Raw genomic sequence first — 24516 nt, 5'->3', positions numbered from 1 at the left:
CGGTAACGTAGCCGCCATGGTGATCCCCCTCACACCGGACGATCCGGCGTTCTTGGGCGATTTCCGCCTGGCCGGGCGTCTGGGCGAGGGCGGGCAGGGCGTGGTCTACCTGGCCCACTCCCCCTCCGGGGAGCCGGTCGCGGTCAAGCTGCTCAACGCCGGTGACCCGGAGACCCGCGCCAGGCTGGCGCGGGAGCTCGACGCGCTGGAGTCGATCGCCTCCTTCTGCACGGCCCGCGTGCTCGGCGTCTCGACGCGGGGCTCGCGGCCGTACGTGGTGAGCGAGTTCGTGGACGGGCCCTCAGTGGCCGACCGCGTGTCCGGGCGGGTGGCCGGGCGGGTGGCCGGGCGGGTGGCCGGGCATGCGACCGGGAGTGCGGCCGGGCGCGGTCCGCTGCGCGGCGGGGAGCTGGAACGCCTGGCGGTCGGCACGGCCACCGCGCTGGCGGCCATCCACGCGGCCGGGGTCGTCCACCGTGACTTCAAGCCGTCCAACGTGCTGCTCGGGCCGGACGGGCCGCGGGTGGTGGACTTCGGCATCGCCAGGGCCGAGGGGGCGGCGACGCACACCTCGGGGCTGGTCGGCACGCCCGCGTACCTGTCGCCGGAGCAGATCGCGGGCTCGCCCGCCTCCGGGGCCTCCGACGTGTTCGCGTGGGCGGCGACGATGGTCTACGCGGCCACGGGGGTCAGCCCGTTCGGGGCGGACACCGTGCCGGCGGTGCTGCACCGGGTGCTGCACGCCGAGCCCGACCTGTCGGCGCTGCCGTCCCGGCTGCGCGGGCCGGTCGCCGCCGCCCTGGCCAAGGACCCGGCCCGCCGCCCGACGGCCGCGGCCCTGCTGATGACCCTCGTCGCCCCCAGCACGGCCGCGGGGCCAGGAGCGGGGCCAGGAGCGGGGCCAGGAGCGGGGCCTCTGGGGCTCGATCCGGGGGCGGCCGACACGCGCGAGAGCCGCGCGGGCCGAAATCGGGGACGCCGCGCACTCGCCGGCGCCGGTGCGGTCCTGGTGGCCCTGGCCGTGGCCGGCGGCGTGGTCCTGCTGACCACCCGTACGCCAGGCTCGACCGCCACCCGGTCCACCCCGCCGCCGTCCACGGCCGCCGCCCTGTCCACCCCGCCGTCCACGCCGCCGTCCACCGCCACCGGTACGCCCGCCGCCACCTCCGGGACGGCCACCGCGCCCCCCGCCGGCACCGGCGATCTGAAGATCCCGGCGGCCTTCGCCGGCACCTGGTCCGGCCACACCGACACCACCAACCCGCTCGACCCCGACGGCGCCGAGAACACGGTGGAGCTGAAGGCCGGCCGGTCGCAGGCGGCCTGGAAGGAGAAGGACTCCCAGGTCGACTGCGCCGCCACGATCACCCTGACCGAGGTGCGCCCGGACCGGCTGACTTTCTCCCTCGGGACGTCCACGGGCGGCTGCATCCCGGGTACTGTCTGGCTGGAGCTTGAAGGCGACACTCTCACCTACACCTGGCGGGACGTGCCCGGCCTGGGCATGGTCACCCAGACCGGCGATCTCGGCAAGAAGTGAACGAACCGCTCGCATAACCCTTCGACATCCGAGCCCACGAAGGAGATCCTTTACCTATGTCTGTGATCAGGGAGGTGCCGTTCCCCAGCGCGGACTCCTCGTCCGAGCTGCCGATGAACATCTGGATCGACGACGCCGACTCAGCGATCGACGTCATCGACGCCCTGGCGTTGTCGCCGTTCGCGACCGGCGTCCAGCCCTGGTCCAAGCTGGCCAATCTGGAGCGCGTACGTCCGGACGCCCGGTTGCGGCCGGCCGAGGGGCGGGTGTTGCGCACCGCGCAGGTGGAGGACGGTTCGGAGTCGCGGCTCATCTGCGGCGAGGGCTGGACGCTGCGGGTCGTGCGGCATCGCAACCGCACCGCCACGGTGAGCGTGACGGCGGTGAGCGAGGAGCTGGCCACCTCGGTGCTGAAGGAGAGCATCGACGGCGCCGAGGAGCCGGTGCCCGACGCCGACCACGTCGAGATGGGCTTCTGGTGGCGCGGCTCCCACGGCGGCAACCGGTCGGAGAAGCCGATCACCGCCCAGCCGTGGGACGAGATCGGCACGAACTACTCGGCGCAGGTGCGCCCGGCGCTCGGCCGACTGATGGCGACCACGCCCGCCGACGTCAACGGCCGGCTCATCCTGCTGCACGGCCAGCCGGGCACCGGCAAGACCACGCTGCTGCGCACGCTGGCCAAGCAGTGGCACGACTGGTGCCAGGTCGACTGCGTGCTCGACCCCGAGCGGCTGTTCAACGACCCGGGCTACCTGATGGAGGTGGCGGTCGGCTACGACACCGACGAGGACACGCAGCGGTGGCGGCTGCTGGTGCTGGAGGACTGCGACGAGCTGATCAGCTCGGGCGCCAAGGCCCAGGCGGGGCAGGGGCTGTCGCGGCTGCTCAACCTCACCGACGGCCTGCTCGGCCAGGGCCGCGACGTGCTGGTGGCCATCACCACGAACGAAGACCTGACCCGCCTGCACCCGGCCGTGATCCGTCCGGGCCGGTGCCTGGCGCAGATCGAGGTGGGCCCGCTGACCAGGGACGAGGCCGTCGCCTGGCTGGGGTCGTCGCAGGGCGTCGGCGCCTCGGGGGCGACCCTCGCCGAGCTGTACGCCCTGCGCGCGGGCCGCGCGATCGCCCCGGCGGGCGCCGACGAGTCCACCGGTCTCTACCTCTGATCCGACCCCGCCGGGGGCGCCGCGCGCGTCCCCGGCGTCCCGCGCGCCGGGGGCACGTCCGGGCTGGTACGTAAACCAACCGATGTGCGACACCGGGTGTGAAACCACAATATGGCTGGTGCTCACCGTCGATCTGGCGCGCGTCGCCTTCACCCGTCTCACCGTGCCCGGAGGCACGTGGACCAGCGAGGAACACCGGGTCGGCTTCGCGGCCACCCAGCTCGTGCCCTCGTGGACCGCGCGCACCCCGCCGGGCGGCGGGGTCGAGGTGGAGCTGCGGGCCAGGACCGGGGCGGGCACGCTGACCAAGTGGTACGTCATGGGCCGGTGGTCCGAGCACGGGCCACGCACCTCGGTGCCCGGCCAGGGCGACGAGGACGGCGACGTGGCCGTGGACACGTTCGTGGCCAGGCGGCCGGTCGTGGCGTTCCAGACGAGGGTCACCGCGCGCGGCGAGGGCGCGCGGATGACCTCTCTCGGCGTGCTGGCCTCGGCCCTGCCGCAGCGTCCGGTCACGGTGAGCACGCCAGGGGTGGCCGGGCACGTCGAGCTGGACGTGCCCGGCCACTCCCAGTACGCGCACGCCGGGCACCACCCGCGCTGGGACGGCGGCGGCGCGAACTGGTGCAGCCCCGCCTCGGTGGCGATGGTGCTGGCCTTCTGGCGCCGCGGCCCCGAGCCCGGCGAGCTCGCCTGGGTGGGCGCGGACGACCCCGCCCCGGCGGTGGACCACGCGGCCATGGGCACCTACGACGACAGCTACCAGGGCACCGGGAACTGGCCGTTCAACGTGGCCTACGCCGGGCGTTACGGGCTGACCGGCTTCGTGACCAGGCTGCTGTCGGCGGCCGAGCTGGAGGCGTTCGTCCTGGCGGGGATCCCGGTGATCGCCTCGCTGTCGTTCCGGGCCCACGAGCTTCCCGGCTCCGGCTACTCCACGAACGGCCACATCCTCGTCGTCACCGGCTTCACCGCCGGGGGCGACGTCGTCGTCAACGACCCCGCCGCGCCCGCGGACGGCGGGGTTCGGCGGATCTACCCGCGGGCAGCGTTCGAGAACGTGTGGCTGAGGAGCTCGGGCAGCGGCGGCATCGTGTACGTCCTCCACCCGCCCGGGCACCCGCTGCCTCCCTGTACCAACGGCAATTGGTGATCTTTCATGAGTATTCGACCGATCGATGTGGCGCGTACCGACGGCGGCCCCCAGTGGGTGGAGGCCGTGGCCACGCCCGAGGGCGTGGAGGTGTGGTGGGACGAGCCGCGCCCGCACGAGGGCGGCAGGCGCTGCGTGGTGCGCCGCCTGCCCGACGGCTCGCGCGCCGACGCGCTGCCGCCGGGCTGGAACGCCCGCAACCGCCTGGTCGAGTACGGCGGCCGCTCCTGGCGCCCGCTGCCGGGCGGCGGTCTGGTCTTCACCAACTGGGCCGACCAGCGGCTCTACCGCCTGGACGCCTCCCCCGGGAAGGCCGCCGACCCGGTCGCCCTCACGCCCGAGGGCCCGGCCCGGTACGGCGACCTCTACCTGCCGCCCGGCCGCGACGAGGTGTGGGCGGTCCGCGAGATCGACGACGCGCGTGACCTGGTCGCGGTCCCCCTGGACGGCGGCCCGCTCAGGGTCGTCGCCCGCGCCCACCATTTCCTCATGAACCCCCGCCTGTCCCCCGGCGGCACCCGGATCGCCTGGATCGGCTGGAACCACCCCGACATGCCCTGGGACGGCACCGAGCTGTGCGTGGCCGACCTGTCCCCGGACGGCGTCGCGGGCCCCCACCGGGTCGTGGCCGGCGGCCCCGAGGAGTCGGTGACCCAGGCCGAGTGGCGCGACGAGGAGTCCCTGTACGCCGTCACCGACCCGACCGGCTGGTGGAACGTGCACCTCGTGCACCTCGACGGCTCCCCCTCGCGCAACCTCACCCCCGTGGAGCTGGAGTTCGGCGCGGCGGCCTGGAAGCCGGGCCTGGCCTGCCTGGCCCCGGCGGGCGAGCAGCTGGTCGTCGTGTACGGCACCGCCGACCACCGCCGCCTGGGCGTGCTCGACCCGGCGACGGGCGGCCTGCGCGAGGTCGGCGGGGACGGGCACACGTACTGGGCCTCGACGGTGTCGGCGGCCGGGGGCAAGGCGGTGGCGGTGGGGGCGACGCCGTACACGCCGCTGGAGGTCACGCTGGTCGATCTCGCCACGGGCGGGCACGAGGTCGTCTCGGCCCCCAAGCCGCTGCCGGACCGGGCGCTGCTGCCCACGCCGGAGGCGGTGACGATCGAGGGCGTGCACGCCCATCTCCACCCGCCGGCCGGGGTCGCCGGGCCGGCGCCGTACGTGATCTTCGTGCACGGCGGCCCGACCGGGAACACGCCGGTCGTGCTGGACCTGGAGGTCGCCTACTTCACCAGCCGGGGGATCGGCGTGGCCGTGGTGAACTACGGCGGCTCGACCGGTTACGGCCGGGCCTACCGCGAGCGGCTGCGCCACCAGTGGGGCGTGGTCGACGTCCAGGACTGCGCCAAGGTGGCGCGCGGGCTGGTGCAGCTCGGCCTGGCGGACGCGGCCAGGATCGCGATCCGGGGCGGCAGCGCCGGTGGCTGGACCACGGTGGCCGCGCTGGTGCACAGCGACGTGTTCGCGGGCGGCGTCGCGCACTACGCGATCACCGACCCGGAGAGCTGGGCGGCCGAGACGCACGACTTCGAGTCGCGCTACCTCGACGGCCTGGTGGGCCCGTTGCCCGAGACGCGGCAGCGGTACACCGACCGCTCGCCGCTCCTGAACGCGGCCCGGGCATCGGGCCCATGCCTCATGTTGCACGGTCTGGAGGACGCGATCGTGGACGTGAGCCAGGCCGAGCGATTCACCGCCGAACTGGACAAGCACGGCAAACAGTGGGCTCTGCTCACCTTCGCCGGCGAGCAGCACGGCTGGCGCAGGGAAGAGACCATCGTGGCGGTGCTGGAGGCCGAGCTGGCCTTCTACGGGCTGATCTTCGACCTGGAGACGCCCGGCGTCCCGCCGCTGACGCTGAAGGGGAGAGCGTGAAGAGCGTCGCCGAGATCTGCTCGGACCTGATCAGGTTCGACACCACCAACCCGGGCTCGGGCGAGCGCCCGGCGGCCGAGTACGTGGCCACGCTGCTGGCCGACGCGGGGCTGGAGCCGGTGGTGTTCGAGTCGGCGCCCCGCCGCACCACCGTCGTGGCCAGGATCGACGGCGACTCCTCCGACGCGCTGCTCGTCCACGGCCACCTGGACGTGGTGCCGGCCGACCCCGCCGAGTGGCGGATGCACCCGTTCTCCGGCGAGATCACCGACGGCTGCGTGTACGGCCGGGGCGCGGTGGACATGAAGGGCTCGTGCGCGATGACGCTCGCGGCCGTGCTGGACATGGCGGCGCGCGGGGTGCGGCCGAGGCGGGACCTGGTGCTGGCCTTCCTGGCCGACGAGGAGGCGACCGGCGACCACGGCTCCCGGTACGCGGTGACCGAGCACCGGCACCTGTTCGACGGCGTCACCGAGGCCATCAGCGAGTCGGGCGGCTTCAGCGTCGAGTCCGGCGGGCGGCGCGTCTACCCGATCGCCGTCGGCGAGCGCGGCACCGCCTGGATGAAGGTGACCGCTCACGGCGTGGCGGGCCACGGCTCGCGGCCCGCCGTGGACAACCCCGTCGCCACGCTGGCCCACGCCCTGTCGCGGATCGCCGCGCACCAGTGGCCGGTACGCCTGACGCCGTCGGTCGCCGCGCTCCTGGAGAGCCTGTCGGAGATCACCGGGCAGCCGGTCGACCTGGACCGGCTGGACGCCGAGGCCGCCCGGCTGGGCCCGCTCGGCGAGCTGTTCCACGGCCAGATCCGCAACTCGGCGAACCCGACGATGCTGGACGCCGGGTACAAGGTCAACGTGGTGCCCTCGACGGCCTCGGCGCACGTGGACGGCCGGTACCTGCCGGGCCTGCGGGAGGAGTTCCTCGCGACGATCGACGAGCTGCTCGGGCCGAAGATCACCCGTGAGTTCGTGAACCTGGAGGAGGCGCCGGCCGCGCCGTACCCGTCGGCGTTCTTCGACGAGCTGGCGGGGGCGCTGGTGGCCGAGGATCCGCAGGCGCGGCCGGTCCCGTACGTGATGAGCGGGGGCACCGACGCCAAGTCCTTCGCCACCATCGGCATCCAGGGGTACGGCTTCGCCCCGCTCATGCTCCGGCCCGACCTGGACTACTTCGGCATGTTCCACGGCAAGGACGAGCGGGTGCCGGTGGAGGGCCTGGAGTTCGGCACCCGTGTGCTGACCCGCCTGCTCACCTGACCGTCCCGGCCCGGCGACGCCCTCATGACGCCGGGCCGAACCAGGCGGTCAGCGCCTCCTCCAGACCGCTCCCTGCCCCACCCGCCCAGGCGACGTAACCGTCGGGACGGACCAGCAGCGCCCCGCCCCCGGCCTGGGGTATGTCGGCCACGGCCGGGCGCACGCGGTCGCGGTGGCCCGCGGGCACGTCAGCCGGCACGCTCGGGTCCGCGCCGCCGGACAGGTCGAGCAGCAGCCCCCGCCCGTCCCGCAGCAGCTCCGCGACCGGCCGCCCCGCCCGGTCCGCCCGGTCCGCCCGGTCCGCCGGGTCCGCCGTCGCGGCTCGTGAGTCCGGCGGCGGGGTGGCGGTCAGGGACGGGGTGAAGCGGCCCACGCGGGGGTCGGGCGCGGCGGGCGCGTAGTCGACGTCGGTGCCCTCGACCATGCGGGTGAAGTGGCGCTCGGCGTCCGGCAGCGCCATCACCTCCGCCAGCACCTCGCGCAGCGCGTCCACCTGGGCTCCCGGGCGCATCGCCGCCACCTGGGCGCGGGTGTTGCGCAGCACGCGGGCCGCCACCGGGTGACGCTCGGCGGTGTAGGTGTCCAGCAGGCTCTCCGGTGCCGCGCCGCGGGCGACCAGCGCCAGTTTCCACCCCAGGTTGACGGCGTCCTGCAGCCCCAGGTTGAGCCCCTGGCCGCCGATCGGCGAGTGCACGTGGGCGGCGTCCCCCGCCAGCAGGAGGCGTCCCTTGCGGTAGGAGTCGGCGTGCCGGGTGTTGTCGCTGTAGCGGATGCCGGCCTCCAGGTGGGCGACCCCGACGTCCTCCCCCGTCACCCGGCGCAGGCTGCCCGCCAGCTCCTCGGCGGTCATCGGCGCGTCCCGCCCGGAGGGCGTGTCGCCGGGGCCGCCGTCGAACTCGATGGTCGCGATCTCCCCGGGCACCAGCGACAGGTTCACCAGCCCGCCCGGGCTGCGCAGGGACGAGCCGACCGGCCCGGTCAGCGTGGCCACGGCCGTCCTGCCGGTCATGGTGGCGGGCGTGCCGGAGAAGGCGAACCCGGACCGCTTGCGCACCAGGCTCCGCCCGCCGTCGCAGCCCACCAGGTAGGCGGCCTCGACGCGCTCGCCGTCCGCCAGGGTGGCCACCACGCGATCGGCGTACGGGGTGACGTCCACGACGGCGCGGCCGTGCCTGACCGGCACGCCGAGCTCGGCGGCCCGCGCGGCCAGCACGGCCTCGATCCGGTGCTGCTTGAGCATGGCGTACTCGGCCGTGCCGTCCTGCGCCAGCAGCGGCAGTCCGGCGAAGTGGCCGCGCATCATGCCCTTCTTCAGCAGCTCGGTCATCATGCCGACCATGTCGGAGCGGTCCGGCCCGGGGCCGGTGGCCAGCTCGTCGAGCATCCTCCACTGCGCCTCGGTCAGCGGTTCCACCAGCCCGCGCAGCTCCAGCGAGTGCAGGGTGCGGGCGTTGAGCGAGCGCAGGCCGAGGCTGCGGGTCACGCGTTCCTCGCCCGTGGCCGCCTCCAGGACCAGCGGCCGGGCGCCGCCGAGCCGGAGCTCGCAGGCCAGCAGCAGGCCGACCGGCCCGCCGCCCACGATGATCACGTCGGTCATGCCGACTCCTTACTTACGCCGTATGCTTACGTCGTAAGTAGAGCACGTACACCGTAAGCTCTGTCAAGCGCGAAGGGAGAGCCGATGGCGCGGCGCGAGCCACTGAACCGGGACAAAGTGCTGGCCGCAGCCCTGGAGCTGGCGGACAGCGAGGGCCTCGACGGCCTGTCGATGCGACGGCTGGCGAAGGTGCTCGGCGTGGAGGCGATGTCGCTCTACAACCACGTCTCGAACAAGGCCGACCTGGTCGACGGCATCGTGGAGCTGGTGTTCGGCCAGGTGGAGCCGCCCGACCCGGGGCTGCCGTGGCAGGAGCAGCTGCGCGTCACGGCACGCAACATGCACCGGGCGTTCAGCCGCCATCCCGTGGTCCCGCTGGCGCTGGCGACCGACCGGTCCAACCCAACCTCGCCGCACGCCCTGCGGACCCTCGACGGCCTGGTCGGCACGCTGTACGCGGCGGGCTTCGACGACCTGGGCGCCTGGCGGGCGCTGACCGCCGTGAACGGCCTGGTGTTCGGCACCCTGCTGCTGTCCACCGGCGGTTTCGGCGGCACCCCGGGCCGGCACGCCGGCGAGGAGCAGGTGGGCGTCTACATCCGCGCCCTCGATCCCGGCCACCTGCCGCACTTCGCCAGGCTGCTCCGCTGGACACGCGGCGGCGTCGATCCGGCCGCCGACTTCGAACAGGCCCTGGACCTGCTGATCGACGGTCTCGCACAGGCTGCGGCAAACAACTAGTGGAACAAAGCATTCCGTTCTGCTATAGTGGGGTCATCTCGAAAGGAGCTCCACATGGGCGACATCATCAGCGGCTGGGACGTTCTGGACGCCTCGCACGAGGCGCTGCGCAAGGCCGTCAGCGGCATCCCGGCCGGCGGCTGGGATCTGCCGACCCCCTGCTCCGAGTGGAGCGTCACCAAGGTCTTCAAGCACGCGGTCGGCGACCAGATCGGCTTCGCCGCCACGCTCACGGGCGAGGCCGGGCCGGCGTTCAACCCGTTCGACCCGCCCGCCGAACCGGGCGCCGACCCGGCGGCCGAGCTTGAGGACGCGCTGACCCGCTCGGCCAGGGCGTGGGCCACGGTCGACCGCGACGCCGCCGAGGTGGCCACGCCGGTGCCGCCGAACAAGATGTCCCCGTGGGCGGGCTCGACGGCGTGCGCGCTCGACGCGGCCGTGCACGCCTGGGACATCGCCGTGGCCACGGGTCAGCCCTCGCCGTTGACGCCGGAGATGGCCGGGCCGCTGCTGGAGGTCGCCCGGCAGATCGCCGACCCGCTGCGCCCGTGGGGCGCCTACGCCGAGGCGCTGCCGGACGACGCCGCCGGCGACGAGGTCGCCGCCCTGCTGCGCTACCTCGGCCGCGACCCGCACTGGTCGCCGGCCGCCTGAGGCCCGTGTGCGCCCCGCCCGACCGGCGGGGCGCGGCCGGGCTCAGGAGAACTTGGTCTGCGGGCGCTCCTCGCGCTCGCCGTCGACGAAGATGTCCAGCTTCTCGTTGTAGAAGGCGATCAGCCCCGCCACGCGCTCGCTCTCGGGCAGCGGCGTGCGGTAGGACCAGGCCAGGTCCTTCTTCCCGTTGACCGACCAGTACTCCGCCGTCCCCTTGTACGGGCAGTGGGTGGCGGTGTCGGTGTGCTCCAGCAGGTCGAGCCGTACGTCGGTCTTCGGCAGGTAGTAGCGGGCCGGCAGGCCGGTCTCGAACAGGATGCGGGCGTTGCGCGAGTCGGCCACGGTGACCCCGTCGACCTCCACCCGGATGTGCCGCGAGCTCGGCAGGATGTCCACCCGCGTGTACGGGTCGCGGGCGTGCACGAAGACCTCCTCGTCCTCCTCGAACCAGGCGTCCATCGCGTCCCAGTCGAAGCGCACGTGCCCGCGGATCTCCTCCAGCGGCGAGTCGTCGTAGACCAGCGCCGCCTCCGGGGCCTGCGCGGCGCCCGAGGTGACCGTGTGGACGGCGGCGTCGCCCCTGCTCGGGGAGTGCCGGGACGTGCCGGTCGGCTTGAGCGCCGCCTCCTCGACGTCCTGGAGGGGGAAGTAGTAGGTGGGGTAGAAGGGGCCTTCCCACACCAGCAGGGCCCGGGTCGTGTCGGCGATCGGCCGGCCGCCCAGGTAGGTCCGCACGCGCTTGGCCGACCGCTCGACGCGGACCCGGCCCCGGTTCGTGGCATCCATGTCCCCGCCAACCCGCGTGGCGGCGGCGCTATTCCGGCATCAGACCCCGAACAGCGCCAGCGTCACCCACGTGGTCAGCGTTCCGGCGACCGCGCCCGCCGCGACCTGCGCCCACGTGTGATGGGCGAGGCGGACCCTGGCCCAGCACACCAGCGCCACCACGGCCGCGCCGGCGATCGCCACCGGCACGGCGGGCAGCACGTGCGCCAGCACCACGACCGTGCCCGCCGAGACGGCGGCGTGGAAGGAGATCTTCCAGCGGGTGGTGATCGGCACGGTCACCGCCAGGGCGACCAGCATCGCGGTCACGGTGGCCACCAGCAGCCGCGGCGCGCCCAGCACGACCAGCAGCGCGAGCGCGACCAGCACGGCGGCCACGGCGGCCAGCAGCGGGCCGGTGCGGCGGGCCCGGTCGACGATGTGGTGGGAGTCGAGCCGTCCCGAGCGCACGCCGAGCGCGATCACCGCCGCCGGCACGCCGCCGCAGAACGCCGAGGCCACCAGCCCCCAGGCCGCGCCGGCCCATCCCTGGGCGAGCAGGCCCACGGCGGGCGGCATGACGATCACCAGCACTTGCGGTGCCAGCAGGTTCGTCACCCGCTTCGCCACCAGGTCGGCCATCATGGCATGAAAGATTACGCGATCATGGCCGCTGCCCGTTTCAGCGACTCCCCCGCCGCTCCCGGGGGACCGGCTCGTCAGCCCTTTCCTGCGGCGTTCACGATGCGGGTGGTGGAGCGGTCGGGGATGGCCGCCATCTCCCAGCACTGCGCGCCCAGGATGGCCGCCGCCGTGGCCCGCGCGCCCGCGTGGGGATCGCCGGCCGTGTGGGCCAGCGCCCCGGGCCGCATCGGCGCGAGCAGGTCGATGTAGTCCTCGGGGCCGTGGGCCTCGGGCGGCCCGGCCACCACGAAGACGCCGGCCACGCAGCGCAGCGCGGCCAGCACCTCGGCCCGCTCCGCCGCCGGGTTGAACGGCCGGCTGGGCCCCTTCCACGCCCGCACGCGCGGGTCGTCCTCCACGCCGACCACCAGGGGCAGCCCGCGGGCGGCCACGGCGCCCAGGTAGCGCACGTGGCCGACGTGCAGGATGTCGAAGACGCCGGTCACGACGGCCGCCCCGGGCAGGTCGTACGGCTCCACCCAGACGGCCTCCAGGCTGCTCACGCGACCTCCTCCGACGGCCGGGCGAGTAGGCTGCTGTGCACGCTTTGCTCCCCCACGGGCCTAGACGACTCGTCGATCGCAGCGTACTCGGTCGCCGCGGCAGGTCGTGCAGGCGACCTTGGAAAGAGCATTCCTACCTTTTCGCGATAATCTCTCGCCCCCTGCCCGCGCGTCTCATGACGTCACCTGATTCGGGGGAGGTCGCCGTGGCGTCGAGGGACTCAGACCATGCCGACGGGGGTGAAACGCCCGGGTTCCGCGACCTCGCGGTCCGGCTTCCGGGGGTTGCGTCCCAGGTCTCGCGGGCCAGGGGGCTCGTGACGGACGCGCTCGGCCGCGATCATCCGTTCCATGACGAGGTGGTGCTGCTCACCAGCGAGCTGGCCACGAACGCGATCCTGCACACCAGGTCCGGGGACGGCGGCTCGTTCACGGTGTCGGTGCTCAGCTCGGACACCACGGTCCGGGTGTGCGTGGCCGACGGCGGCGCGGACGGCCCGCCGTGCGTGTGCCGGACCGCTCTCCAGGCGACCAGCGGCCGGGGGCTGCCGCTGGTCGAGGCGCTCAGCCACCGCTGGGGGTTCGTCCGCGAAGGGGGCTCGACGACCGTCTGGTTCGAGCTGACGCAGGCCCGCGTGCCCGCCGGGCAGGAGCCCTGCGTCAGAGGTCGAGCCGGCACAACCCTTCGGCCAGCGCCTTCGTGGTGAGCCTGGTCCGGCTGTCGCAGCCCAGCTTGGCGAAGATGTGCTCCAGATGGGTGGTCACCGTCCGGACGCTCAGCACCAGGCAGGCCGCGATCTGCGGGTTGGAGTCGCCGGCCGCGACCCGGGTGAGCACGTCGACCTCGCGGCCGGTCAGGTCGTAGGGCAGCGGGCAGGGCCGTTCGGCGGCGACCGCGCCCTGCAGCGAGCCCTGATAGCCGACACCGGCCCGCAGCAGCCGCACCTCGTGCCAGCGTCCGCCGCCGTCGAGCCACAGGCCGCGCCGGCTCAGCTCCCGCGAGTCGATGAACGCGCGCGTGAAGGCCGCCATGGCGGGGTCGTCCCACAGCTCGCGGGAGACCTCGTGGCCGGGCACCGCGCGGCGCTCGCCAAGCCGGTCGAAGGCGACCGCGCGGAAGTCGGGCGGCAGCCCGGCGGGGTCGATCACGCACCTGGTCAGGTCGGTGACGTGCGCGAGCATCGGGCTCACGGCGGCGACCAGGGCGCCGGTCAGCAGCGGGAAGTCGTCCTTGGCGGCCAGGTGCAGCAGGCCGGTGTAGCGGCCGCCGTCGGCGAGGAACAGCGGCGCGGTCAGCCCGGCCCGCCATCCGTAGGGGGCCAGGTGGCGGCGGAAGTACCGTTCGGTGCCCGGCTGCGGCATGGGCACCGGCCGCCGGCCGGCGATGGCCTCGCGGCAGGCGTCGAGCGCGGCGTACTCCTCGGCGGCGTCGCGGTCGATGCGGCGGTGGCCGTCGGACACGACGCTGTGGTGCCGGCCGGTGGCGGGGTCGAAGGCGACGAACTCGTAGGCGTCGAGCGGGACCACGCGGCGCAGCGCCGCCATCGCCGCGTGCGCGCCGCCGCCGCCCGCGACCTGGTAGCCGACCTCGGCGAACGCCTGCAACTGGCGGACGCTCAAGGTGATCTCAGCCACGGCTCTTTTATATCATTTGCCATTCCTGGACCGGCTGTTGAAGATTTTCTTCACGGCCGCCGCGGTGCTACGGTGGCGGGCATGCAGCGCGCTCTCGTCACGACGACGCCGGACACGGTCCCGGCGCGCTGATTCCATGCATCCCGGGCGAACGCCCGGGAGCTGGTCGTTCGCCCTTTCACCGCAAAGGACGATCATGAACGACCACCGCAGGCTCGGCCGCGAGCTGGAGATCTTCGGCACCGATCCGCTGATCGGCTCCGGCCTGCCCTACTGGCTGCCCGCCGGAGCCGCCGTGCGCAAGGCCGTGGAGGACTACGTCCACGAGCTCGAACGCCGCCACGGCTACGTGCACGTCAACTCCCCCGTGCTCGGCAAACGCGAGCTGTACGAACGGTCGGGCCACTGGGCGCACTACGCCGAGGACATGTTCCCGCCCATGAACGTGGGCGGCGAGGAGTTCGTGCTGCGGCCCAGCCTGTGCCCGCACCACGCGCTGATCTACCGCTCGCGCGGGCGCAGCCACCGGGAGCTGCCGCTGCGCGTGGCCGAGCTCGGCGGCATGTACCGCTCGGAGCTGTCGGGCGTGCTCGGCGGCCTGACCAGGGTGCGGGCCATCCAGCTCAACGACGGCCACGTGTTCTGCGCGCCGGAGCAGGCGGCGGCCGAGGTGTCGGCCGCGCTCGACCTGATCGAGGCCGCGCACGCCCAGCTCGGCATCGAGGCCGCCCGCTACCGGCTCTCGCTGCGCGGCGAGGGCGGCAAGTTCGTGGACGACCCCGCGATGTGGGCGCGCTCGGAGGCCGTGCTGCGCGAGGTGCTGCAGGAACGCGGCCGCGCCTACGACGAGGAACGCGGCGAGGGCGCCTTCTACGGCCCGAAGATCGACATCCAGATCGCCGACCCGGCGGGCCGCGAGAGCACCCTGTCGACCGTCCAGGTGGACCTGTACCAGCCCGAGCGCTTCGACCTGTCGTACGCGGGCGGGCGGCGTCCCGTCATGGTGCACCGCAGCGTGGTCGGCGGGATCGAGCGCCTGGTCGCGCACCTGATCGAGGTGCACGGCGGCGCGTTCCCGGCATGGCTGGCGCCCGTGCAGGCGGTCGTGCTGCCGCTGTCGGACGCCGAGCTCCCGGTGGCCGAGGACCTGCTGCGGCGGGCGGTGGCCGCCGGGCTGCGGGCCGAGCTGGCGCCCGCGGACCGGGGCAGCCTCGGGGCCAGGATCAGGGCGCACCGGCTGGTGCCGTACCAGCTCGTGGTGGGGCCGCGCGAGGTCTCCGACGGCGTGCCGGCCGTCCGGTTGCGGGACGGCGGCCAGGCTGGCCCGGTGCCGGTCGAGAGGCTGGCCGCAGAGTGCCGGCCGCGCTTCTGACGTCCGTCACCGGCGTTCAGAGCCAGTCCTTCTTCTTGAAGACCGCGTACAGCACCACGGACGCCACCGCCACCAGCACCGACGACACCCAGAAGCCCGAGATGTCCCCGGAGCCGGGGTAGGGCACGTTCTGGCCGTAGAAGCCGGTGATGGCGGTGGGCACCGCGATGATGGCGGCCCAGCTCGTCACCCGCTTCATGATCTCGTTGAGGCGGAAGCCCTGCTGGGCCAGGCGGGTCTCCCGGACGTTGGCGAGCATGTCGCGGATCGCCTCCACCCACTCGGCGACCCGCTGGACGTGGTCGTAGACGTCCTCGTAGTAGGGGGCCATCACCGGATCGGCGACGATCTCCTGGTCGCGGCGGAGCAGGGTGCCCAGCACCTCCCGCATCGGCATCGAGATCTTGCGGAGCCTGGCGGTGTCCTTGCGCAGCACGTACATGGCGCGCTGGAGCTCCCTGCCGTCGCGGGGCGCGTCGTCGAACAGCGACTCCTCCATGGCCTCGGCCCGCGCGTCGAGGTCCTGGACCAGGTCGAACTGGCTGTCCACGACGTAGTCGAGCAGGCCGTGCAGCAGGAAGGAGACGCCGTGCGAGGCCAGGCGGGAGGTCGCGTCCCAGCGCCTGACCACCTCGTCGATGTCGAAGCGGGCGCTCTCGCGCACGGTCACCAGGGCGTTGGGGGTGACGAAGACGTTCACCTCGACGGGGACGAGGTGGCCCTCGTCGAGGTGAAGGCCGTACACGGTGATGAACAGGTGGTTGTCGTAGACGTCCACCTTGGGGCGCTGGTGGTCGCTGAGGACGTCCTCGACGGCCAGTTCGTGCAGGCCGAGCTCCTCGCCGACCATGTTGAGCTGCTCGGGGGTGGGCGAGCACAGATCGAACCAGACGGCGGCCTCGGGGTCGCCGACGTGGTCGGAGACCTCCTCGACGGGGAAGCCCTCCTTTTCGAGGACGCCGTTCCTGTACAGACGCGTGCGCATCAGGCGAGTCTGGCAAATCGCCGGGCATCGCGCACGGCCGCTCCCCCCGGATCGTTGTTGAAGTAGACGTGGACGTCCCGCCATCCGGCCTGTTCCACCCTCCTCGCCCAGCTCTTCAGCGCCGCCGCGCCGTAGGAGGGCCAGGGGGCGGCCAGGCCCTCGTGCAGGCGCACGTACCCCCAGTCGGCGGTGCGCCACAGCGGCGTCAGCGGCCGGCCGAGCCGGTCGGCCCAGCACAGCGCGGCGCCCCGCGCGAGCAGCACCTCGCGCACCTCGCCGGTCCACCAGGAGTCGTGCCGCGGTTCCACCGCCACCCGCACGCCGCCGGGGAAGCAGCCCAGGCAGCGGTCCAGCAGGGCGGGGTCGGCGCGCAGCGTGGGCGGCAGTTGCAGCAGGACCGGGCCCAGTTTCTCCTTGAGCGCCCCGGCGGCCGCCATCAGCCGCGCGACCGGCTCCTCGGGCTCGGTCAGCCGCTTGATGTGGGTGAGGTAGCGGCTGGCCTTGACCGCCATCACGAACCCGCCCGGAGTGCGCTCCCGCCAGGCGGCGAACGTCTCCGGCGACGGCAGGCGGTAGAAGGCGTTGTTGCTCTCGACCGTGGGGAACTCGGCCGCGTACGTCTCCAGCCACAACCGCTGCGGGACTCCCTCGGGGTACAGCACGCCGCGCCAGTCCTTGTACTGCCATCCGGAGGTGCCCACCAGCGTCGCCACACCCGGCTCCTACCCCGCGCCGGGTGCGTTACTGTCGCAGTCCCGGAAGCCTAGGAGGATCTTTCACGCGATGGGCGCCGATCATTTCCACGGCCACGGCCACTCCCACGGCCACTCCCACGGCGCGCCCGCCGCGCCACCGTCGCGCCGGGCGGTCGTGGCGAGCCTGGCCGTGCTGGTGCCGCTGGCCCTGGCGACGCTGGCCTGCCTGGTGTGGCTCTGGCCCGCGGGGCAGGCGGCGCCGGGCGGCCAGGACGGGCGGGAGGAGCCGGCGGTCGAGCGGGTCGAGGGCACGGTCACCGCGGTCACGCTCCGGCGCTGCCCGGCCGTCCAGCAGGGCATGCCGGCGCCCGACCCGGCCACCTGCGGCAACGCCACCGTACGGGTCGGCTCGGGGCCCGACGCCGGCCGCGACGTCACGCTGCGGCTGCCGGGCGGGCCGGGGGCCCAGCGGTTCACGGCGGGCGACGACGTGCTGCTGCTGCGGGCCGCCGACGGGGACTACCAGCTCTCCGACCACGACCGGTCGACGACGTTGTGGCTGCTGGGCGGCGCGTTCGCGCTGGCGGTCATCGCGTTCGGACGGTGGCGCGGGGTGACGGCGCTGGTGGGGCTGGCGGTGACGTTCGGGCTGCTGCTGACGTTCGTCATCCCGGCCGTCCTGGCGGGCGAGCCGCCGATGCTGGTCGCCGTCGTCGGCTCGGCCGCGATCATGCTGACGGTGCTCTACCTCACCCACGGCTTCTCCCTGACCACGTCGATGGCCGTGCTGGGCACGCTGGCCAGTCTCGCGCTCACCGGGCTGCTGTCGTACGGGGCGCTCGGCCTGGCCCGGCTCAACGGCGTCACCGACGACACCGCCCTGACCCTGGGCATGAGCCTGTCGATCGACACCGAGGGGCTGCTGCTGGCCAGCATCATCATCGGGGCGCTCGGCGTGCTCGACGACGTCACCGTCACCCAGGCGGTGACGGTGGGCGAGCTGGCCGCGGCCAACCCCTCCTACGGCTTCGCCCGCCTGTACCGGGCCGCGGGACGCGTCGGGCGGGCCCACATCGCCTCGGTGATCAACACGATCATCCTGGCGTACGCGGGGGCGTCGCTGCCGCTGCTGCTGCTGTTCAGCATCGGCGCGCAGCCGCTCGGCGACGTGCTGACCACGCCGGTCGTGACCCAGGAGATCGTCCGCAGCGTCGTGGGCACGCTCGGGCTGATCGCCGCCGTGCCGATCACGACCGCGCTGTCGGCCCTGGTCGCCGCCCGCGGCGCGCGTTCGCCCGCGGAGGTGCCGGAGGGCGAGCCGTTCACCAGGCCCGTGCGGGCCGCCGGCCCGCTCACCAGGCCCGCCCGGCACCGCCGCTGAGCGGGGTCAGCCGACCTCGGCGCTGCCGTCCACCCGCAGCTTTCGGCGGGCGCGCTCGTAGAAGGTGGTGCCGACGCGGACCACCTTCGCCGCCCCCGGCCAGGCCGTGACCGTGACGGTGTCGCCGGGGCACAGGTGGCCGACCACCCGCCCGTCCACCTCGACGGCGAGCCTGCCGCTCGTGGGCAGCACCTCCAGCGTCACCTCCTCGTCGGCGGGCAGCACCAGGGCCCGGTTGAAGGAGGAGTGGGCGGCGGCGGGCACCACGAGGATGGCCTCCACGCGCGGCGAGACGATCGGCCCGCCGGCCGAGAAGCTGTAGGCGGTCGAACCGGTGGAGGTGGCCACGATCACCGCGTCCGCGGACAGGCTGACGAACGGGCTGCCCGACGGGGTGACCGACACCCCGGCCAGCCCCTCGCCGGGGATGCGGACCAGCGCGATGTCGTTGAACGCCGTCACCGCGACCCCCGCGACCACGCTCTTGATCGCCATCCGCGGCTCGATCGTGTACTCGTGGCGGTCGATGGCCGACAGCGTGCCGGCCAGCTCGTCCACGTCGATCTCGGCAAGGAAGCCGAGCTTGCCCAGGTTCACCCCCAGGATGGGCGTGGGCCGGCCGGCCAGCAGCCGCATGGTCCGCAACATCGTGCCGTCGCCGCCCAGCCCCACCAGCAGGTCGGCCCGCTCGACCAGGGCGACCGCGTCGACCGGCACCGCGCTGCAGTCGATGCGCCCGACCTCCTCGGGCAGCCCGAGGACGGTCGCCCCCTTGTCCGCGGCCCAGCGCAGGATGGTGTCGATCGCCTTCTTGGAGTCGCGCTGGGGATGCAGCACCAGCCCGACCGTCCCGACCATGCCCATGCGACCAGCCTAAACGGTGGCGTTCCCGGACATCCGCGGCGGCCCCTGGCACCCGGCGGCTCCGCTAACGTCGGAGGCATGCGGCTTCATGTGGGATGCGCGATGTGGACGCACACACCGTGGAACGGACGTTTCCTGCCCCATCCGCTCCCGCCGGGAGAGCGCCTGCGCGCCTACGCCACCTGGTGCGACGCGGTCGAGGGCAACACCACGTTCTACGCCACCCCCGCCCGCGCCACGGTGGAGTCGTGGGCCCGGCAGCTCGACCCCGGCTTCCGCTTCGTGGCCAAGCTGCCCAAGGCCATCACCCACCACCACCGGCTGACCGGCGCCGAGCAGGAGCTCCACGCCTTCCTCGACGCCATCGAGCCGCTCGGGCCGCGCGCGCACGCCCTGTGGGTGCAGTTACCGCCCGCCTTCGGCCCCGCCGACCTCGGCACGCTGGCGGCCTTCCTGCACCGCCTGCCGCGCTCCCACCGCTACGCCGTGGAGGTCCGCCACCGCGCCTTCTTCGACGACGCCCGCCAGGCCGGGCAGCTCGAACGGGTGCTGGCCGCCGCCGGCGCCGAGTGGGTGCCGTTCGACACGGTGACGCTGTTCCGCACCCCGCCGACCAGCGACGCCGAGCGCGACGCGTGGACGAAGAAGCCGCGCGTGCCGCGCCGCACCCGCGCGCTCACCGGCCATCCGATCGTCCGCTACCTGGGCCGCGACTCCGTCGAGGCCACGGTGGAGGGCTGGCGGGAGTGGGTGGACACGGTCGCCGGGTGGCTGCGCGAGGGCCGCTCGCCCACCGTGTTCGTCCACACGCCCGACAACGCCGACGCGCCGATGCTGGCCCGCCGCTTCCACGACGAGGTGCGCGCCCGGGTGCCGGAGCTGCGTCCGCTGCCCGAGCCGATGCCCGCCGAGCCCCCGACGCTGTTCTGACCGGCCGCCGGCTTCGCGGGCGGCCTCACGCGCGCAGCGTGTAGCGGATCGGCAGGTGCTTGAGCCCGCCCACGAACGTGGTGGCCACCCAGGCGGGCTCGCCGTCGAACTCCACGCTCTCCAGCCGGGGCAGCAGCTCGGCGAACAGCGCCCGGATCTCCATGCGGGCGAGCGCGGCCCCGAGGCAGTAGTGGACGCCGGAGCCGAAGGCCAGGTGCCGGTTGGGGTCGCGACCGGCGTCGAACCGGAACGGCTCGGCGAACACCTCCTCGTCCCGGTTGGCCGACGGGTACGACAGCAGCACCGACTCCCCCCGCCTGACCGGCGTGCCGCGTACGGCGGTGTCGGCGGCGGCGGTGCGCATGAACTCCTTCACCGGGCTCACCCACCGGATCATCTCCTCGGCCGCCAAGGGCAGCAGCCCGGGATCCCGGCGCAGCCGCCGCAGCTCGCCGGGGTGCCGGATGAGCGCCTCCAGACCGCCGGCGATGGTGGAGCTGGTGGTGTCGTGCCCGGCGGTGGCGATGATGACGTAGTAGGAGGCGGCGTCGAGGTCGCTCAGCGGGCGGCCGTCCACGCGGGCGTTGGCGATCTCCGAGGCGAGGTCGCCGGTGGGCCTGGCCCGGCGCGCCGCGGTCAGCTCGCGGAAGTAGTCCAGCAGGTCGGCCAGCACGGCGGTGTGGTCCTGGGCGGTGCCGCCGCGCCGGTTGTCGCTGTCGTCCTGGCCGAACAGCTCCTGGGTGAGCCGCAGCATGCGCGGGAAGTCCGACTCGGGCAGGCCCAGCAGCGACAGGATGACGTAGAGCGGGTAGTGCACGGCGACCTGCCGGGCGAAGTCGCAGGAGCCGCCGTGGGCGGTCATCCGGTCGACGTAGCGGCGGGCCAGGTCGCGGACGCGTACCTCCAGGGCGCGCATGGCTCTCGGCCGGAACCAGTCGGCGCCGACGGCGCGCAGGACGCGGTGCTCGGGGTCGTCCATGTGGACGAGCGTCTTCAGGCCGGTGCCGCGCGCCCGCTGCTCGGCCAGGCGGGCGTCGATCTCCGCGCTCCTCAGCACCGGACGCGGCGCGCTCAGCCACAGGGCGTTGTTCCGCTCGATCTCCAGCAGGTCGGCGTGCCGGGTGACGGCCCAGAAGGGGTTGTAGCCGGGCACCTCCACGCGGTGCACCGGGGACTCGCGGCGCAGCAGCGCCAGGGCCTCGTGGAGCCGGGTCTCGTCGGCGTACGCGGCGGGCGTGGCGAACACGTGCCCGGCCTCCTCCACGGACATGGTCGCGGTCACGGGCGGGCCCTCCTCTGGATGCGGGGGTAGTACGGCCAGGAGAGCCATTCCCCCGAGGCGAGTGCGCCATTCGGCCCTGCGGCCGCGCCCGGCAGGGCAAGATCGGATGGCGGCGTCCCCGCGGCGTCCCCGCAGTGTCCCCGCAGTGTCCCCGCAGTCGAGTCGAGCAGTGGAGTGGAGCGCACATGACGGCTACCGCCGAGTCGTTACGGCAGACCTCCGGCGGCGTGGCCGCCCGCCTGATGGGTGTCGAGGAGGAGTACCTGGTCGTCGATCCGGCCACCCGCGCCGTGGCCCCCGGGGCGGCGGCCGTCGTCGGGCGCGCCGCGGCCGGGCTGGGCGACCGGGTCTGCACGGAGATCACGCAGTTCCAGGTGGAGGCCAAGACGGCGCCCTGCGCGAGCCGGGCCGAGCTGGCGGCGGAGCTGCGGCGGATGCGCGAGGTCGTGGCCGCCGCCGCGCACGCCGAGGGGCTGGCCGTGGTCGCCTCCGGCACGCCGGTGATCGGCGACGTCGTCCCGCCGCCGATCACCGAGCACCCGCGGTACGGCGTCGGCATCGACAACTACCGCGCCCTGCACGACGAGCAGGCCATCTGCGCCGGTCACGTGCACATCCACGTGCCCGACCGGGAACAGGCCGTGCTGGTCTGCAACCACGTGCGCCCGTGGCTGCCGGTGCTGCTGGCGCTCATGGCCAACTCGCCCTTCTGGGCCGGCCGCGACACCGGTTACGCGGGCTGGCGGGTGCTGGCCTGGGGCAAGTGGCCGGTGGCCGGGCCGCCGCCGTACTTCGGGTCGCTGGAGCACTTCGAGCGCACGGTCGCGGCGCTGACCGACAGCGGCGCGCTGGTCGACCCCGGGACGCTGTTCTGGGACGTGCGCCCGTCGGCCCGGCTGCCCACGGTGGAGGTGCGGGTGGCCGACGTGCCCGCCTCCACGCGCGAGTCGGTGTTCCTCGCGCTGGTGGTGCGGGCGCTGGTCACGACGTCGCTGCGAAGGGTGCGGGACGGCGATCCAGGCCCCGAGGTGCCCGCCGAGCTGCTGCGCGTGGCCTACTGGCGGGCCGCCAGGGACGGGCTGGGCGGGTCCGGCGTCGATCCGTTCACGGGCGCGGCGCGGCCGGTCGCCGAGCTGGTGGCGCGGCTGCTGGAGCACGTCGGGCCCGCGCTGGCCGCCGCCGGCGACTCGGAGGCGGCCGGGCAGGGGTGGCGGCTGCTGCGCGAGAACGGCGGCGGCGCCGAGCGCCAGCGGGCCGCGCACGCCCGGCGGGGGGCGCTCGCCGACGTGGTCGACGATCTCGTGGCCCGCTTCTCCTCCTACGACTGAAGCCGGGCGGCCAGGAACGCGCGCAGCGGCTCGACGTGGCGTACGGGGTCGCGCCAGCGCGCCTGCAGGTCCTCCAGGAGGTGCTGCTCGGCGACCGGCTCGCCGTGCCGCCAGGCCCGGACGACGGGATGCAGGAAGGCGCACTCGTCGGCCCGCTCGGGCGTGGGGTGGCGCTGGATGGCGAACACGTCGGCGCGGTCGCGCGGCCCCCAGCGCAGGGTCAGCGTCAGGCACAGCCCGGCGGCGGCGAAACGCTCGCGGGCGTAGTCCTCCGGCAGGTCCTCGTAGTGGCGCACGACGCCGTCCGGGCCGAGCACGTACGCGTCCGACAGGTATTCGAACTGGGTCCACAGCGCCGAGCTGTGGTTGACCCGGTCGAGCATCGACCCGGTGAGCACGTCGGCGTCGGCGGGCAGCTCGCGCACGGGCAGCGGCCTGCCCTCGTAGCGTTCGAGCAGCAGGGCGGTCAGGGAGCGCAGGTTGTAGCGGAAGCCGTCGATGAACGCCGAGGAGGCCCGTTTGAAGTCGCGGGCCTGCATGAGGGTGCCGGCGAAGTACAGGCCGTCGACGTCGGCCGACTGGAAGTCGGAGCGGATCGCCGGCATCCGGCCGCCGGGGGTCAGCGCGGGACGGCAGGAGTCGCCGAACAGGCCGGTGTCCATGGTGAAGCCGGTGCAGCGCAGGACGGCGTCGTAGTCGAGCAGCGCCTGCTCGCCGTCGGCCAGCGTGTAGGTGATCGCGGCCCTGATCCCGCCGCCCTCGCGCCAGAGGCGGTCGACGGTGCACTCCAGGACGCCGTGCAGGGTCTTGAACCAGTAGCTGTCCAGGAAGGCGCCGTACTGGCCGCGGACGTGGCCGGGGTGCTTGCTCGTCCAGGCCAGGCGGACGGGGCTGGGGCTGGCCAGGTGGATGACCGCGGCGTGCGGGAGCAGCGCCTGCGCGGTCTCGAACGCCGAGTTGCCCTTGCCGATGACCAGGACGCGCTGGTCGGCGAAGTCCTCGCCGTTGACGGGGACGTCCTCGTAGCCGGTGGCCAGCTCGATGCCCGGGATGTCGGGGACGTGCGGGCCGCCCCAGCCGGTGGCGACGATCAGGCAGTCGGCGCGGAGAACCTGGTCACCGGTGTGGACGACGAAGCCCGCGCCGTCCTTCTCGACGCGCTCGACGGCCGTCGAGTACCGCACCCGCAGCCCGTGGACGCGCTGGAAGTCGGCGAGGTAGCGGACCAGGTCGTCGGCGTGCGGGAAGTACTCGCGCGAGTAGTTCGGGAACATCAGGTCGGGCTCGTCGTTGAGCAGGGAGTTCCAGTCCCAGCGCAGCTGGATCTCGCGCTCCTTCTCGCCGGTGTGCACCTTGTTCAGCGAGATGAGCCGGCGGTGGCGCGGGTAGTCGCGGAAGAAGGCGCCGGGCGCGTCCTCGCGTTCCAGGGTGACGTAGTCGGCCCCGGCGCGCTGCAGGAAGTAGCTGAGCTGCAGCCCGCCGGGTCCCGCGCCGATGATCAGGAACCGGTGGTGTTCCCCGTCCATCAGCCCTGCTGTCCCGCCGCCGGTGGGACGGTCGTGTAGCCGTGCGTCAGGATGCGCTGCGCGGCCAGGTCGTACCCGGCGGGGTCGTCGGGGGCGTGGGTGCCCAGGCCGTCGACGTACCGGTTGAACATGCAGAACGCGGCCGCGATCAGCACGGTGTGGTGCAGTTCCTTGTCGGTGGCCCCCTCCGCCCTGGCCGCGGCCACCAGCTTGTCGGTGACGTCCCGGCCGCTCTGCTGCACGGCCGCGGCGATGGCGAGCAGGGCGCGGAGCTTGGGCGTGACGGGCGCCGTGCCGGGGTCGGCGCGGACCTGGTCCACCAGCGCCATCCCCTCAGGGAGCTGGGCGGCGGCGAACGCGGCGTGCGAGGCCGTGCAGAACCGGCACTCGTTGAGCCCCGACACGTAGGCCGCGATCAGCTCCCGCTCGCCGCGGCTCAGTGTGCTGTCGCCACGCAGGAGGACCTCGGCCAGCGCGTTCATCGGGGCGGCCGTCTCCGGGCTGAACTGGAAAAGTCCGCGGATTCCTGGTTCATCGGAATCGAGGGCAATATGGGGCACGCAAGCTCCCATCGA

General features: G+C 73.9%; 23 protein-coding genes. 12 read left to right on the top strand and 11 right to left on the bottom strand.

From position 1 onward, the window contains the following. Nucleotides 1–16: 16 nt before the first annotated feature. From ABZ444_RS33980 to ABZ444_RS33960, 5 genes are all read left to right on the top strand, one after another. Nucleotides 17–1540: a serine/threonine-protein kinase gene (locus tag ABZ444_RS33980; RefSeq protein WP_358005969.1), complete on the top strand. Its 1524-nt coding sequence runs from the start codon at nt 17–19 to the stop codon at nt 1538–1540. Between the two features lie 56 nt (nt 1541–1596). Next, on the top strand, nt 1597–2709 hold the full coding sequence (locus tag ABZ444_RS33975; protein ID WP_358005966.1) for a DUF5925 domain-containing protein: 1113 nt from the start codon (nt 1597–1599) through the stop codon (nt 2707–2709). Nucleotides 2710–2827: 118 nt separating this feature from the next. Next, on the top strand, nt 2828–3862 hold the full coding sequence (locus ABZ444_RS33970; RefSeq protein ID WP_358005963.1) for a C39 family peptidase: 1035 nt from the start codon (nt 2828–2830) through the stop codon (nt 3860–3862). A 6-nt stretch (nt 3863–3868) separates the two neighbouring features. Continuing rightward, complete coding sequence (locus tag ABZ444_RS33965) at nt 3869–5740, top strand: prolyl oligopeptidase family serine peptidase (protein ID WP_358005960.1); 1872 nt, start codon at nt 3869–3871, stop codon at nt 5738–5740. Next, nucleotides 5737–6999: a M20/M25/M40 family metallo-hydrolase gene (locus tag ABZ444_RS33960; protein ID WP_358005957.1), complete on the top strand. Its 1263-nt coding sequence runs from the start codon at nt 5737–5739 to the stop codon at nt 6997–6999. Before ABZ444_RS33965 ends, ABZ444_RS33960 begins: the two co-directional genes overlap by 4 nt. Before the next feature lie 22 nt (nt 7000–7021). Here the strand turns inward: ABZ444_RS33960 and ABZ444_RS33955 are convergent, their stop codons facing one another. Next, entirely contained in the window at nt 7022–8596 is a 1575-nt protein-coding gene (locus tag ABZ444_RS33955) for an FAD-dependent monooxygenase (RefSeq protein WP_358005954.1), read from the bottom strand. 84 nt (nt 8597–8680) lie between these two features. Here ABZ444_RS33955 and ABZ444_RS33950 point away from each other — a divergent pair, with 84 nt between their 5' ends. Both ABZ444_RS33950 and ABZ444_RS33945 read left to right on the top strand, forming a co-directional pair. Beyond that, nucleotides 8681–9337 (top strand): TetR/AcrR family transcriptional regulator C-terminal domain-containing protein, encoded by a 657-nt coding sequence (locus ABZ444_RS33950; protein ID WP_358005951.1) that lies wholly within the window; start codon nt 8681–8683, stop codon nt 9335–9337. A gap of 54 nt (nt 9338–9391) precedes the next feature. Continuing rightward, nucleotides 9392–9991 carry a TIGR03086 family metal-binding protein gene (locus ABZ444_RS33945; RefSeq protein WP_358005948.1) on the top strand — a complete coding sequence of 200 codons (600 nt, stop codon included), beginning with the start codon at nt 9392–9394 and terminating at the stop codon, nt 9989–9991. A gap of 42 nt (nt 9992–10033) precedes the next feature. On the opposite strand, the gene ABZ444_RS33940 is transcribed toward ABZ444_RS33945, so the two are convergent. The 3 genes from ABZ444_RS33940 to ABZ444_RS33930 all read right to left on the bottom strand — a co-directional run bounded on the left by ABZ444_RS33940 (nt 10034) and on the right by ABZ444_RS33930 (nt 11943). Further along, nucleotides 10034–10777, bottom strand: a complete 744-nt coding sequence (locus tag ABZ444_RS33940) for a DUF427 domain-containing protein (RefSeq protein ID WP_358005945.1) — start codon at nt 10775–10777, stop codon at nt 10034–10036. Between the two features lie 39 nt (nt 10778–10816). Next, a complete protein-coding gene (locus tag ABZ444_RS33935; protein WP_358005942.1) occupies nt 10817–11401 on the bottom strand; it encodes a hypothetical protein in 585 nt (194 codons plus the stop codon). A 74-nt stretch (nt 11402–11475) separates the two neighbouring features. Beyond that, a complete protein-coding gene (locus ABZ444_RS33930) occupies nt 11476–11943 on the bottom strand; it encodes an adenylyltransferase/cytidyltransferase family protein (RefSeq protein WP_358005939.1) in 468 nt (155 codons plus the stop codon). Nucleotides 11944–12119: 176 nt separating this feature from the next. Between ABZ444_RS33930 and ABZ444_RS33925 the strand changes: the two genes are divergently transcribed. Next, nucleotides 12120–12650 (top strand): ATP-binding protein, encoded by a 531-nt coding sequence (locus tag ABZ444_RS33925; protein WP_358005936.1) that lies wholly within the window; start codon nt 12120–12122, stop codon nt 12648–12650. Here ABZ444_RS33925 and ABZ444_RS33920 read toward each other — a convergent pair. After that, entirely contained in the window at nt 12604–13578 is a 975-nt protein-coding gene (locus tag ABZ444_RS33920; protein ID WP_358005933.1) for a LuxR C-terminal-related transcriptional regulator, read from the bottom strand. The two genes, ABZ444_RS33925 and ABZ444_RS33920, sit on opposite strands and share 47 nt — an antisense overlap. 196 nt (nt 13579–13774) lie before the next feature. On the opposite strand from ABZ444_RS33920, the gene thrS reads away from it, so the two are divergent. Then, nucleotides 13775–14950 (top strand): threonine--tRNA ligase, encoded by a 1176-nt coding sequence (gene thrS / locus ABZ444_RS33915; protein WP_358005930.1) that lies wholly within the window; start codon nt 13775–13777, stop codon nt 14948–14950. 16 nt (nt 14951–14966) lie between these two features. Here the strand turns inward: thrS and ABZ444_RS33910 are convergent, their stop codons facing one another. Next, nucleotides 14967–15935 (bottom strand): magnesium transporter CorA family protein, encoded by a 969-nt coding sequence (locus ABZ444_RS33910; protein WP_358005927.1) that lies wholly within the window; start codon nt 15933–15935, stop codon nt 14967–14969. Beyond that, nucleotides 15935–16648, bottom strand: coding sequence for a DUF72 domain-containing protein (locus ABZ444_RS33905; protein WP_358005924.1), 714 nt, complete (start codon nt 16646–16648; stop codon nt 15935–15937). The genes ABZ444_RS33910 and ABZ444_RS33905 overlap by 1 nt, the downstream gene beginning before the upstream one ends. 70 nt (nt 16649–16718) lie before the next feature. Here ABZ444_RS33905 and ABZ444_RS33900 point away from each other — a divergent pair, with 70 nt between their 5' ends. After that, nucleotides 16719–18011, top strand: a complete 1293-nt coding sequence (locus ABZ444_RS33900) for a YibE/F family protein (RefSeq protein ID WP_358005921.1) — start codon at nt 16719–16721, stop codon at nt 18009–18011. Nucleotides 18012–18017: 6 nt separating this feature from the next. Here ABZ444_RS33900 and ABZ444_RS33895 read toward each other — a convergent pair whose 3' ends face one another. Then, the gene (locus ABZ444_RS33895; protein ID WP_358005918.1) at nt 18018–18875 is read right to left on the bottom strand and encodes an NAD(+)/NADH kinase; all 858 of its coding nucleotides are present in this window, start codon (nt 18873–18875) and stop codon (nt 18018–18020) included. Nucleotides 18876–18953: 78 nt separating this feature from the next. Here ABZ444_RS33895 and ABZ444_RS33890 point away from each other — a divergent pair, with 78 nt between their 5' ends. Beyond that, entirely contained in the window at nt 18954–19805 is an 852-nt protein-coding gene (locus ABZ444_RS33890; protein ID WP_358005916.1) for a DUF72 domain-containing protein, read from the top strand. 25 nt (nt 19806–19830) lie between these two features. Here the strand turns inward: ABZ444_RS33890 and ABZ444_RS33885 are convergent, their stop codons facing one another. After that, complete coding sequence (locus tag ABZ444_RS33885) at nt 19831–21087, bottom strand: cytochrome P450 (protein WP_358005913.1); 1257 nt, start codon at nt 21085–21087, stop codon at nt 19831–19833. 185 nt (nt 21088–21272) lie between these two features. Here ABZ444_RS33885 and ABZ444_RS33880 point away from each other — a divergent pair, with 185 nt between their 5' ends. Then, nucleotides 21273–22415: a glutamate--cysteine ligase gene (locus ABZ444_RS33880; protein WP_358005910.1), complete on the top strand. Its 1143-nt coding sequence runs from the start codon at nt 21273–21275 to the stop codon at nt 22413–22415. On the opposite strand, the gene ABZ444_RS33875 is transcribed toward ABZ444_RS33880, so the two are convergent. Continuing rightward, the gene (locus ABZ444_RS33875) at nt 22406–23941 is read right to left on the bottom strand and encodes an NAD(P)-binding domain-containing protein (RefSeq protein ID WP_358005907.1); all 1536 of its coding nucleotides are present in this window, start codon (nt 23939–23941) and stop codon (nt 22406–22408) included. The two genes, ABZ444_RS33880 and ABZ444_RS33875, sit on opposite strands and share 10 nt — an antisense overlap. Beyond that, a complete protein-coding gene (locus ABZ444_RS33870; protein WP_358005904.1) occupies nt 23941–24513 on the bottom strand; it encodes a carboxymuconolactone decarboxylase family protein in 573 nt (190 codons plus the stop codon). Before ABZ444_RS33870 ends, ABZ444_RS33875 begins: the two co-directional genes overlap by 1 nt. Between the last annotated feature and the right edge of the window lie 3 nt (nt 24514–24516).

The organism is Nonomuraea sp. NPDC005730, assembly GCF_040630865.1.
Taxonomy (GTDB): domain Bacteria; phylum Actinomycetota; class Actinomycetes; order Streptosporangiales; family Streptosporangiaceae; genus Nonomuraea.
Note: the sequence above shows the minus strand (reverse complement) of the source record. Positions and strands in the feature narration are given on the sequence as shown.